Origin of the sequence: Streptomyces sp. NPDC048191 (genome assembly GCF_040652655.1) — a bacterium.
GTDB lineage: Bacteria > Actinomycetota > Actinomycetes > Streptomycetales > Streptomycetaceae > Streptomyces.
Genome location: NZ_JBEZMO010000020.1, coordinates 72,791 through 85,085, shown reverse-complemented (window position 1 = coordinate 85,085; position 12,295 = coordinate 72,791). Strand labels below are relative to the sequence as shown.

Annotated in this window: 7 protein-coding genes; 5 read left to right on the top strand and 2 right to left on the bottom strand. The window is 73.8% G+C overall.

Annotated elements, in window-relative coordinates:
• Positions 1-9 precede the first annotated feature (9 nt).
• Positions 10-642 (top strand): hypothetical protein, encoded by a 633-nt coding sequence (locus tag AB0D93_RS28370; RefSeq protein ID WP_362124898.1) that lies wholly within the window; start codon positions 10-12, stop codon positions 640-642.
• A gap of 412 nt (positions 643-1,054) precedes the next feature.
• On the opposite strand, the gene AB0D93_RS28365 is transcribed toward AB0D93_RS28370, so the two are convergent.
• Positions 1,055-1,675 (bottom strand): hypothetical protein, encoded by a 621-nt coding sequence (locus AB0D93_RS28365; RefSeq protein WP_362124896.1) that lies wholly within the window; start codon positions 1,673-1,675, stop codon positions 1,055-1,057.
• 267 nt (positions 1,676-1,942) lie between these two features.
• On the bottom strand, positions 1,943-4,108 hold the full coding sequence (locus AB0D93_RS28360) for a RecQ family ATP-dependent DNA helicase (protein WP_362124893.1): 2,166 nt from the start codon (positions 4,106-4,108) through the stop codon (positions 1,943-1,945).
• A 142-nt stretch (positions 4,109-4,250) separates the two neighbouring features.
• On the opposite strand from AB0D93_RS28360, the gene AB0D93_RS28355 reads away from it, so the two are divergent.
• From AB0D93_RS28355 to AB0D93_RS28340, 4 genes are all read left to right on the top strand, one after another.
• Entirely contained in the window at positions 4,251-5,939 is a 1,689-nt protein-coding gene (locus AB0D93_RS28355) for a DUF4192 family protein (RefSeq protein ID WP_362124890.1), read from the top strand.
• 662 nt (positions 5,940-6,601) lie between these two features.
• Complete coding sequence (locus tag AB0D93_RS28350) at positions 6,602-8,575, top strand: glycogen debranching N-terminal domain-containing protein (protein ID WP_362124887.1); 1,974 nt, start codon at positions 6,602-6,604, stop codon at positions 8,573-8,575.
• A gap of 130 nt (positions 8,576-8,705) precedes the next feature.
• A complete protein-coding gene (locus AB0D93_RS28345; RefSeq protein ID WP_362124884.1) occupies positions 8,706-9,464 on the top strand; it encodes an NUDIX hydrolase in 759 nt (252 codons plus the stop codon).
• 177 nt (positions 9,465-9,641) lie between these two features.
• A complete protein-coding gene (locus AB0D93_RS28340) occupies positions 9,642-12,203 on the top strand; it encodes an ATP-binding cassette domain-containing protein (RefSeq protein ID WP_362124881.1) in 2,562 nt (853 codons plus the stop codon).
• Positions 12,204-12,295: the final 92 nt, after the last annotated feature.

Below are 12,295 nucleotides of genomic sequence, written 5' to 3'. Positions count from 1 at the left end.
TATCAGCTCATGCCTCTCATTCCCGAGGAGCCTCAGATTCACGAGAGTGCCCAGGGTCCCCGCGCCACTCCGGCCAGCGGCCGTACCGCGCCGACCCCCCGCCCCGTACCCGGCCCCCGTCCCGCGGCTCCGTCCCGCCCCGGTCGTCCGGGCCCTCTGCGGCCCGCGCCTCCGGTGCAGCGCACCCCGCGTGAGGTGGCTCCGGCCAAGCCGGGCCCGTCGGGCCCGGCCGCTCCCGCCGCCACGGCGGCCACCCCGCAGATCCAGCTGATCCCGGCTTCGGCCGAGGGTGCGCTCGACGCCGCCGAAGAGGCGGTGGACCTGCTGCTGGACTCGGGCCGTGCCCCCGGCGACGTGCTCGTGATCACCACCGGGTCCCAGCACCCGTGGGCCGAACACGAACTGTCCTTCGGTGAAGCTTCCTACTGGGCGCAGCACGACGCCGGTGACGACGTCTTCTACGCCGACGCCGCCATCGCGTCCCGCGCCGCGTCCCGCCCCGTGGTCGTCGTGGCCGTCAACGGGGGTCCCGCCTCCGCTGCCGCCTCGGCCCTCCCGCTGGCCCACACCCGGGCCGGTGCCCTGCTGATCGTCTGCGGCGACCCGCAGCAGATCAACTCGGTGCTCGGCGCCGGCGTCTGAGCCGCGTCCGTCACCTCGGGGCACCCGGGCTGAGGAAGGACCCAGTCGGGCGGTATCCGCACGGCGTGGCCTTTGGCGTGCCCGGATGACCGACGGCCGTCCCACTGGTGGGGCGGCCTTTGAGGAGGCGCCGGGCCGGGGCATCCGGCGCGGGCCGCGGACGTCGGGCGCCGGCCGACGTGGTTGCCCGTAGAGGCCGGTCCGTGAGGGGCGCCCGCTCAGCCGCGCTGGGCTCTCGCAGGGCCGCTCCGGCGCGGTCCACGTGTCGTCCGTTCCTCGGCGTGGCCGTCACGTTCCTCCGCACGGCACGGGACTTGTGCGGTGTGCCGGCGGCCGGGCGGCTCGCCCTTCGCGTGGGTCGTCGGGCGGTGTGGAGGACGACGGTTGAAGGCCCGGTCTTCCGGCGCGCCCTTCAGCGAGCTGCCGCGCGGCGCAGGACCTCGGAGACGGGGCCGCCGGTGCGCGGCGTCAGCGGCGGCGCCTCCGAGGTGGCGAGGGGCTCCGGCTCGGATTCGGCGTTGGGGCGGCGTCCGCTACGGCCCTCTCCGAGCACGTGCCAGCCGTCATGGGTCAGCGTGATGTACGCCCCGCAGCGCAGCCCGTGCAGCGTGCAGGCGTCACGCAGGCCCCACATCCACGCGCCGTCCTCCTCGGTCCAACGCGCGTCGCCCTCACGGCAGTAGATGAGGATCGCCGTGCGCACCGGGGTCCGGCGCCGAAGGTCGTGCGGAATGACCCGGCGCAGTTGCGCGAGGAGCGCATTGCGGAACATCCAGCCGTCGGCCGGGGCCGGGCGACGTATGAACGACGCGCTGGCGCACAGCCGCTCGTCCGGATCGAGTACCGCCACGATCGCGGTGGCAAGCCTCGGCCGATGGCGGGTGTGCAGCCCGCTGACAACCTCACGTGGGTTGCGCAGCAGAGGGATTCCGGCGGCGGCCCATTCGGCCGGCTCGAGCAGACGACTGGCGGAAGCGGCGGACGCGGAGGTCGAGAACGAGGCCGCCGACGACGAGGCGAATCCGAAGGTCACGTTCCTCCCTTCGGCTACGCGCCCACACTGCGGGCGAGGTCGGATTCGAGGGACCGCGCGCCGCAGCAGAGCCCAACCGGAACGGACGAGCCGTGCGGGGAGCGGACCTCAATTCTTCCTGCCGAACTTGGATGCGGCAACGAGCAATTGGGGCCACCGACGGTTATCTGGTGGTGCGGGGCTTATATCCCTACCCAAAGGTTGGCCCGATGACGCCTGACGCGCCAGGCCGTGCCCGGCGCGGCTCCCGCCGCCGGGCGCGCGCGGTCAGCCCTGCACGGCCAGGACCAGTGGCAACACCGCCTGCGTGCCGGACTTTCTGAGCAGCCGCGCCGCGACCGCGAGCGTCCAGCCCGTCTCCGTGAAGTCGTCGACGAGCAGCACCGGGCCGCCGGCGGCGGTGAGTGCCGAGGCGAGGGCGGTCGGTACCGTCAGCGCGCCGTCGAGTGCCTTCAGCCGCTGCGCGCTGTTGCTGCGCGGCACCCGTGGCACGTCCTCGGCGTACTCGACGGAGCCGAGCAGCGGCAGGCGGCCGATTTCGGCGATCCGGGAGCCCAGGGAGCGGATTAGCAGGGGCCGGGTCCGCGAGGCGACGGTGACGACACCTACGGGCCGGGCCTGTCCGCCGGATGCCCCCGAAGCCCAGCCGCCGGGCCCCTTCGCCCAGTCGGCCAGGACCCCCACGACGGCTCGCGCCACGTCGTCCGGCACCTCGGCGTCCGGAGCCTGGGGCGCGAGGAGAGGACGCAGCCGGTTGCCCCAGCCGATGTCCGACAACCGACCCAGAGCACGCCCCGCCGAGGCCTGCTCACCGGCCGGAATGCGTCCCCGCAGCTCGATGCCGATGGTCGGCAGACCGGTCGGCCACATACGCCGGGGTTCCACCTCGACGCCCGCACGGTCCAGGTCGCTCCGCGCGGCGTCCACCGCCGCCGTGGACATGTCGGCCGTGAAACGTGGGCCGGCACAGTTGTCGCAGCGACCGCACGGCTTGGCACCCTCGTCGTCCAGCTGACGCTGCAGAAACTCCATCCGGCACTCGGTGGTGGACGCGTACGCGCGCATCGCGTCCTGCTCGGCCGTGCGCTGCCGGGCCACCCAGCCGTAGCGCTCGGTGTCGTACGACCAGGGCTGTCCGGTGGCGATCCAGCCACCCTTGACGCGGCGAACCGCTCCGTCCACGTCGAGGACCTTCAGCATCGTCTCCAGCCGGGAGCGGCGCAGCTCGACCAGGGGCTCCAGCGCGGGCAGCGACAGGGGGCCGTCCGCCCGGGAGAGGACGTCCAGGGTGCGCCGGACCAGTTCCTCGGATGGGAAGGCGAGTGAAGCGAAGTACTCCCAGATCGCCTCGTCCTCCTTGCCCGGCAGCAGCAGTACCTCGGCGTGCTCGACCCCGCGGCCGGCCCGGCCGACCTGCTGGTAGTAGGCGATGGGGGAGGAGGGAGAGCCGAGGTGGACGACGAAACCGAGATCCGGCTTGTCGAAGCCCATGCCGAGCGCTGAGGTGGCGACCAGCGCCTTGACCCGGTTGGCGAGCAGATCGTCCTCGGCCTGTTGGCGCTCGGCGTTCTCCGTCCTACCGGTGTAGGAGGCGACGGTGTGCCCACGCTGCCGCAGGAACGCCGTGACCTCCTCGGCAGCGGCGACAGTGAGCGTGTAGACGATGCCGGATCCCGACAGGTCGTCGAGGTGGTCGGCGAGCCAGGCCATGCGGTGCGCGGCATCCGGCAGGCGCAGCACACCGAGGCTGAGGCTCTCCCGGTCCAGCGGCCCGCGAAGCACCAGGGCGTCGGAGGTGCCGCCGGTGCCCAGCTGCTCGGCGACGTCGGCGGTCACACGGGCATTGGCCGTGGCGGTGGTGGCCAGCACGGGGACGCCGGGCGGGAGATCCCCGAGCATGGTGCGCAGCCGCCGGTAGTCGGGGCGGAAGTCGTGACCCCAGTCGGAGATGCAGTGGGCCTCGTCCACGACCAGCAGTCCGGTCGCCGCGGACAGCTTGGGCAGGACCTGGTCGCGGAAGTCCGGGTTGTTCAGCCGCTCCGGGCTGACGAGCAGCATATCGACCTCGCCGGCCGCGATCTCGGACTGAACGGCCTCCCACTCCTCGGTGTTGGCGGAGTTGATGGTGCGGGCGTGGATGCCGGCCCGGGCCGCGGCCTCCACCTGGTTGCGCATGAGCGCGAGGAGGGGCGAGACGATCACCGTGGGTCCGCTGCCCCTGGCTCGCAGCAACGAGGTCGCCACGAAGTACACCGCGGACTTGCCCCAGCCTGTGCGCTGCACGACCAGGGCCCGGCGCCGCTCGGCGACCAGCGCCTCGATCGCCCTCCACTGGTCCTCGCGCAGGCGGGCCGCGCCCGTGGCATCACCGACGAGCCGGGCGAGGACGGCGTCGGCGTGCGCCCGGAGATCCGCGTTGTTCATGTGCTCCATGCGTCCCATACAACAGGACGGGACCGACAGACGGGCGGGCCAGAGCAGAGACTGTGGACGACCGCGACCGGCTTGTCGTGTCCCTGATTCGACTTATCCACAGGCCCAAGCGGAGTCTCGAGATCCGCGAGATCGTCGGCGCATGACGCATCACAGCGAAACCACCGGACCATTCGAAAACAGCGACATCTCGGGACAGGAGCCGTTCACCGGCCCGTCCGCGCACGACACGCAGATCACGCTCCGCACGCCCGCCGAGCTGGCCGACGCCCTTCCCTACCTCCTCGGCTACCGCCCGGAGGACAGCATGGTGCTGGTGGCCCTGCACGACCGCGAGGGCCGTGGCAGGTTCGGCGGCCGGGCCCGGCTCGGCATTCCCGCGCACGCGGAGGACTGGGAGGCGGCCGCTCGCCAACTGGCCCGCGGACTGGTGTCCGGCAGCGAGCGGCGGGGCGCCCGGCCCGAACAGATGGTGGCCTACGTCTGCCAGGAACCGGCCCCGGGAGAGACCGGCCGCGACGTCAAACGACGGCTCGAACAGCTGGTCCACCTGCTGCGCACCCAGTGCGGCGACCTCGACGTGCCGGTCATCGAGGCGCTGTGCATCTCCGACGGCCGTTACTGGTCGTACTGCTGCCCGTATGAGGGCTGCTGCCCGGAAGACGGCGCGCCGATGGGCCTGCCCGGCACATCCGTGCTGGCCGCCGCGGCCACCTACGCCGGCATCCAAGTGCGCGGCACACTCAGGGAGTTGCGCGCCCGGATGCAGCCCTGGGAGACGACGGCGGCTCTGGAACAGGAGGTCGCTCTGGACGCGGCCGGTATGACCTTGGTGCCCCGCATCCTCGACGAGGCGTGCCGCGCGGCAGTGGCGGAGGAGACACTGGAACTCGCCGAGCGGATCATCCGCCGCCTCGCCGCGGCGGCACCGGTGTCCGGTATGCACGCGGCGGACGTGCGTGACGACGGCCTGCTCGCACACGACGAGGCGGCGGCACTGATCCTCGGGCTCCAGGACCGCACGACCCGCGACCGCGCGGCCGCCTGGATGGAGGGCGACGAGGCGGGGCCGGCCCTCCGGCTCTGGCGCGCCCTGGCCCGCCGTTGCGTCGGACCCTACGGCGAGCACGCCGCGGCCCCGCTGACCCTGGCCGGCTGGGTGGCCTGGTCGGCGGGTGACGAGGTGGAGGCCCGTGAGGCGCTGGCCATGGCGCTGGGCGCGGACCCCGACTATCTGTTCGCCCGCCTGCTCCACCAGGCCTGCAACGAAGGCCTCGACCCGGAATCGATCCGCCGCTGTCTGCGCGCCGACCGCGAGGACCGCGCACAGGCGGCAGGGGATGGTGAGGGCTCCGTGCAGTCGGCGCCGGACCGTGGGGACCGCGTGCAGGCAAGCGTGGACGGCACGGGCCGCACGCCGTCAGGGATCGGCGCGCCTCCGCACGCTGAGAAGGAAGTGCCTCGGTCCGAATCACCGGCAACCGACAACGCGACGGACGGCGCGCACGAGGGGACGGACGAGCAGGGGCCTGAGCCGGGCGCGCGCACGCCGGTGGACGACAAGAGCCCCGAAGCGGAACGAGCGACGAGCACGCGCCGAGGGCGCCGACCACGGTCCGCGGGTGCGGGCGACGCCCCGCGCGCGGCGCGGTCCACGGGCGGACGGCGGCGTCCAGCCGGCTCCGCGCCCGGCGCCTTGGCAGCCGAACGCTCACGCTCGGGCAGCCGCCGCCCCGGCGGCACGCGCACGCGTGCTACGGGGCCGGGCGGCCCCACGACCAGCGCCGCCGCAGCCGGAGGCGACCATCGCGAGCCCGAGGGGGAGAGGTGAGTCTCCTGGGCGGACACCTGGTCGAGCAGGTACCGGCACGGAAGACGCCTGGCCCATCGCCGGAAACCGTGGGTTGCGGCGCGCGCACCTGGAGGCTGCTCCGAAACCGGTCCCGCGTGAGTCGTTGCCGGCGCCGATGCGGCGGCACTCTTCTCGGCCGCCTGGCCGACCGGGCCCACCGGACAGGTGCGCCTTCCCGCAGTGCGTGCCAGGGCCCGCCACGCGCCCATCGGCGGCACCGACTCGCGGCCGTTCTCGGCGTCCCCGCCTCCCACTCGTCCCGCCGCCGTTCGGTCGGCTTCCCCGAGGTGAGCCGTGACCTGGACAAGTCCCCCTCCGTTCACCTGAGTGGCGGAACGCCCGGACGGGTCCCGTCGCCGCCGTACGACCCTTGTCCTCCGGGGCGCCCCACCGGTCATCCAGGCCGTCGAAGGCGCCGCGAGCGCAGAGGAAGCCACCCCATGCACCAGCAGCCGACTCCGCCCTCCGTCGCCGACGACGAACGTCCGCCCTGGGACAGGCGCGGATGGTCGTCGGAGGGGGCCACCGCCACCGCACCGCAGACCCTCACCGTCCTGCCATCCCCCAGGAGCCTTGGCTCGAACAGGCCGAAGGGTCATGACGAGCCGCCGGCCCCGGGCCGCCGACCCGCCACTCCGCCGGTGCGCGCACCGCAGGTCAGCCGGCCCGGACCCGACCTGCCGCCCACGCACAGCGCCTTGGTCTGTGTCGCCCTGCCCGGTCTCGCCATCTCCGGCGAGGGGCAGTTGGCCGGCCGTGGACTGGACGGGTTCTACCGTGGCGGCAGGCGCCTGCTCTCGCGGTGTCAGGTCCGCGTGGCCGGCCGAGAGCCCCTGCCCGTGCAGGCCAGGATGACCGGCGCCGACAGCGCCCGCTTCGTGGGGACACTGCACGCTTCCCCGTCGTCGGGCCCCGACCCGGACGTCGTGGTCGAGCGGACCCGGAGCGCGGACGGAACCGAACGGATCACGCTCCGCAACGCCGCCGCGCGGCCCTTGAGGCTGCCGGTCGAGGTCGCCCTCGGCACGGACCTCGCCGAACTAGGCGCCATCGCCTCCGGCAGAGCGGGCCCCGAACTTCCCGCCACTGTCCACGACTCGGGCCTGCGCTGGGCCACGGCCGGCGCCGCCGCCTCCGTGATCGCCGATCCGCCGCCCTCGGACGCCCTCGCGTCCGCCGGACTGCTGCGCTGGGAATTGGAGTTGCCGCCGAACGGCACGGCAGCCGTGGAACTGAGAGTGCGACTCGACGGCGCGGGCCCGCTGCGACCGGCGGGACATGCCACGACCAGCCCGTTCGCTCCGACACGGGCGACGGGCGACGACTCCCGGGTGGCCCCGCTGTTGCAGGCGGCGGTGGCCGACCTCCGAGCACTGCTCCTGCGCGACCCCGCCCACCCTTCCGACACCCACCTCGCGGCAGGCGCGCCCTGGCGCTGCGGAACGGCCCCCGCCGAGGCACTGGCCGCGGCCCGCATGGCCCTGCCACTCGGCACCCGGCTCGCCGTGGGGACCCTGCGCACCCTGGCACGCACCCAGCTCCCGGACCGGAGCCCGCAGGCCGGAATGATCCCGGGGCCGCGGCGGGACGCGGGCCCGCTCCTGCCGCCGGCCTGCACGGGCACGGAGGCCACACTGCTCTTCCCCGTCCTGCTCGCCGAGGCCCGCCGCTGGGGACTTCCCGAGCAGGAGACGAGAGAGCTGCTCCCCGCGGCGGAACGCTGCCTCGCCTGGCTGCGGAAGGCCGCAGATGACGGCCCCTACCTCCACGACCCCCAGCCCGTGGGCCCGGCCCGCTGCGAGACGCAGGCTCACGCGTGTCGGGCGGCCCTGCTCGGCGCCGATCTCCTCGACGCCTTCGACCGGCCGGGCGGCCCCGGCCTACGGCAGTGGGCCGAGGACTTGCAGACTGCTTTCCGGGCCGACTTCTGGGTCGAGGACCGTGGTGGCGGTCGCCCGGCCGCGGCCCTGGCACCGGACGGCCGGCCCGTACCGTGCCTGGGCTCGACCGCCGTGCACCTTCTCGATACCGGCCTGCTCGGGTCCGGCCGACTCGCGCCGGGTCTGCTCGACCCCGTACAGACCGGACAGCTCGCCCGGCTGCTCGGCACTCCCGCCATGGACGCGGGCTGGGGGCTGCGCGGTCTCAGTACGAAGGAGGCGGGACACAACCCGTTCGGACACCGGACCGGGGCCATCCGCGTCCACGACACCGCCGTGGCCGTCGCTGGTCTGGCAGCCGCAGGCTATGAGAGGGAGTCCGGCGGCCTGCTGAGAGGACTGCTGGAAGCGGCTGAGCACTTCGGCCACCGGCTGCCGGAGATGTTCGCCGGCGAACAGCGCTCCAGCGGGAACGCTCCCCTCCCGCACCCCGCGGCCTGCCGGCCTGCCGCCACCGCGGCGGCATCTGTGATCATGATGCTTGCCTCACTCGCGGGCATCCGTCCCGACACCCCTGGCAGAACCGTCACGCTGCGCCCCGTGCGGAGCGCACCGCTCGGCGAACTCGGCCTGACCGGGCTGCGCGTCGCCGGCGCCCCGTTCGCCGTGCGCGTCAGCAGGCTCGGTCTGGCCATGGTCGAGGAGGCGGGGGACGGCCTGCAACTGGGAGTGTGACCTCGTACGACGCAACCGGAACGAAGAACAGGAGCCGGTCCTGCGCCCCATACCCGAACGAAGCGGAACCACCACCGATGCGGTCGAGGAAGGGAGTGTTTATCGTCAGGCAGACGACTATGATCGCGGCATGCCCTACGACCCGTCAGCCTTTCCGCCCTTCGCCGTCACCGTGGACCTGGTCGTGCTGACCGTGCGCCGCCATGCCCTGTGCGCGCTGGCGGTCCGCAGGGGCGAGCCACCGTTCCAAGGGCGCTGGGCGCTGCCCGGCGGATTCGTACGGGCCGACGAGGATCTCTCCCAGGCGGCGGCACGTGAACTCGCCGAGGAGACCGGGCTGTGCGCACACGACCCGATGGCCCCGGCCCAGGACAACGGCGCCCACCTGGAGCAGCTCGCGACCTACGGGGACCCCAAGCGGGACCCTCGCATGCGTGTCGTGAGCGTCGCGCACCTCGCGCTCGCGCCCGATCTCCCCGCCCCGCGCGCGGGCGGCGACGCCAGCAACGCGCGCTGGGCCCCGGTCGAGGAACTGCTCCAGCAGGGCGGCTACGGCCGCGACGGTGAACCCGTGGCGCCGCTCGCTTTCGATCACGCCCAGATCCTCGCCGACGGGGTGGAACGGGCCCGGTCCAAGATCGAGTACTCGTCGCTGGCCACCGCGTTCTGCCCGAGCGAGTTCACCGTCGGGGAGCTGCGCCGGGTGTACGAGGCGGTATGGGGAGTCGCCCTCGACCCGCGCAATTTCCACCGCAAGGTCACCGGAACCCCCGGATTCCTCGTCCCCACGGGAGGTACCACCACGCGCCAGGGCGGCCGGCCGGCGCAGCTCTTCCGGGCCGGCGGTGCCACGCTGCTCAACCCCCCGATGCTGCGGCCCGAGGTCTGAGTCGTACAGCTGACCGGCGCGCCCCGACGGCCGGGCGGGCCGACCATCTCCACCGGCCGGCTCCGCCGCGTCCCGTTCCGCCGAACGGCGGACAGGAGCCGGGTCGATCCGTGCCGTGTGTGGTAGTGAGCCTCGCGATACCGGAAAAACTGGACATCTCGCGCTATCTTGCTGCAGGTGATCCAGGCCTTCGGACTGACCAGCAATCCCCGCAAGGCGCACCCGCCCGCCGTCGACGACGTCTCCTTCGAAGCGCGCGCGGGACATGTCACCGTGCTCCTCGGAGGTGCCGGCGCGGGCAAGACGACGACGCTCAGACTCATGCTCGAGCTTCAACAGGGGCGCGGCATCACCTACTTCAGGGGGCGGCCCCTGCACCGGATCGCGCATCCCGCGCGAGAAGTCGGCGTGCTCCTCGGCGACGTTCCGGGGCATCCGGCCCGCTCGGTCCGAGGACATCTGCGCATGCTGTGCGCGGCCTCGGGCGTCCCCGCGCGACGAGCCGACGAAGTCCTCGAAGTCGTCGGCCTCGTCAGCCTGGGCGAGGAGCGCCTCGGCACGCTCTCGCGGGGAGCGGACCGCAGGCTCGGCCTGGCCTGCGCCCTGCTGCCCGACCCGCACACCCTCGTCCTGGACGAACCCACCGCCGACGTCTCCGCCCGTGAGGCGCAGTGGCTGCACGGCATGCTGCGGGCCCACGCCGGTCAGGGCGGCACGGTGCTCTTCACCACCGCCGACTCCAAGGAGGCCGCGCGCACGGCGGACCGAGTCGTCACCCTTGACAACGGACGGCTCGTGGCCGACCAGGACGCCCCGGAGTTCGCCCGCACCCGGCTGCGCCCGCGGGTGGCCGTCCGCAGCCCGCACGCGGCCCGCCTCGCGACTCTGCTCGCCAAGGAGGCCCGTACCGCGCGCCGCTCCGTCGAGGTCGTACGCGAGGGCGGCAATCGGCTGTCGGTATACGGCTCCACCACCGCCGATGTCGGCGAGACGGCGTTCCGCCACGGCATTCTCGTCCACCAACTCGCCGACGAGATCGGTGACATGGGCTCAGGAGTCGGTGTCGGCCCCGACAGCGCCTCGTCGGCGGAGGGGAGCGTCGCGGCCGCGAACGAGTCACCGGTGGAGCGGGAAGCCGCCGTGCCCGGAGCGGCGTCCGTGGAGCCGGAGACGGCGGTGCGCGCTCTGCCCGCGGCAGAGCCGGAGGCCTCGGGGTTCGGCGTGGCCGCATCGGTGTCGGGTGGCTCCGCGGTCAGCCTGGCGACGGCGGAGTCCGGAGCGGCGGCGTTCGGCTCGTCCGTGTCGGAGAGGGCCGCCGTCGTGTCCGGTCTCTCCTCGAGGGAGGCGGGTGTCACCGCGTCGGACGCCCCGGCGAGGCAGCGGGGAGCCACGCCGTTCGGATTCTCGGCGGAGCGGCGGGAGACGGCCGCACCGGCCACTTCGGTGCCACAGCGGGCCGTGTCCGGTGTCTCGTTGGGCGACGAACCGCCGGCGGGGGAGCAAGCGCAGGCCTTGGACGGTGAGCTGCCGCCCGGCGGGGTTCCCCTGGACCGGCCGGGGAGCGAGCACGCGGAGAGTACCCCTCGCGCACCTGCCGAGGGCACCGCACCGGCCGACGCGCTTGCGGGAGGCCGCGGGAGTGCGCACGCCGGGCCCGGCGGTGGGGACGCGCCCGGCGAAGGCGCCGAAGCGGCTCCCGTCGAGGCGCTCATGGAGGCCGAGGCCGTCCGGACCGCCGACAGGGCGGCCGAGCCGATCGTCGGTGGCGATGCGGCCCCAGCGGCCCGGAAACCGCAGACCGGCAGCACGGGCACCCCGGCAACGGGCACCTCCGCCCTGCGCACCCGCCTCCCCGGCGCCAGAAACCCCGGCAGCCGTTCACCGCAGGGCAACCGCGCCGCCCACCGGGACGGTGTCAGCACCCCTGGTGCCCTGTCCTCCCTCCCGCCCCCCATCTCCGTCCGCCCCGCCCCCAGCCCCCTCCGTCCGCTGCGCTACGAGATCCGGCGCGCCGCCGGGATCGGCGTCGGCTTCCTCACCTGCGGTGTCGTCCTGGCGCTGTCCGCGCTCATCGCCGTACTGCTGGCCCGGGTCGGGCACACGCCGCAGGCGCGGCTGTTCGCCGCCTGGCCGCGGGAGCTGCCGCTGCCGCCCGCGGCGCTGGCGGCGGGGCTGCTCGGTGCGCTGGCCTTCGGGGACGAGTTCCGCCACCCCGCCCTCGCGGCGGACCGCGGCACGGTGCCCCGCCGCCTGGGGCTGCTCACCGCGAAACTGCTCGTCTCCGGAGCCACCGCGGTGATGCTGGCCTTCCTCACCCTGGGCTGCGACGCCGAAGCGCTCTACGTCGTCTACGGACGGGAGCTGACGCAAGTTCCCGCGGACTGGCTCCTGCTGAGCGCGAGTTGGTTCGGGCTGATCGTCGGCTGCGCATGGGCCGGAGTGCTGGCGGCCGGGGTGTTCCGGTCCACCACGGGCGGTCTGGCCGCCGTCCTCGCCGTGCCCGTGGTCGTCGTCCCGCTCGTGCACAAGGCGATGCAGGGGCCGGCTCTGCGCATGGCCGCCGGGTTCCCCGTGCGAATGCGGGAGGTCCTACTGCTCCAGTGGCCCTTCGGGGGCGAGCGCTATCTGCTCGGAATGGCGCGGGTGCTCGCTCAACCCGTGGGCGGAGCACTGGCGTTGTCGCTGTCGGTGCTGCTGTGCGCCTATCTGGCCACGACGCTGCGCACCCGGTTCCGGTGACGGTGTGCGCGCACTTCCGATCCCGCCGTGTGCACAACTCCCCACGGAAAGGCCATTTCTTTCCGATAAGGCGTCAATTGCGACGGGGTGAG

Coding starts and splice junctions, on each gene's coding strand:
- AB0D93_RS28345 (WP_362124884.1), top strand. CDS start 8,706: ATGCCCTACGACCCGTCAGCCTTTCCGCCCTTCGCCGTCACCGTGGAC.
- AB0D93_RS28370 (WP_362124898.1), top strand. CDS start 10: ATGCCTCTCATTCCCGAGGAGCCTCAGATTCACGAGAGTGCCCAGGGT.
- AB0D93_RS28355 (WP_362124890.1), top strand. CDS start 4,251: ATGACGCATCACAGCGAAACCACCGGACCATTCGAAAACAGCGACATC.
- AB0D93_RS28360 (WP_362124893.1), bottom strand. CDS start 4,108: ATGGAGCACATGAACAACGCGGATCTCCGGGCGCACGCCGACGCCGTC.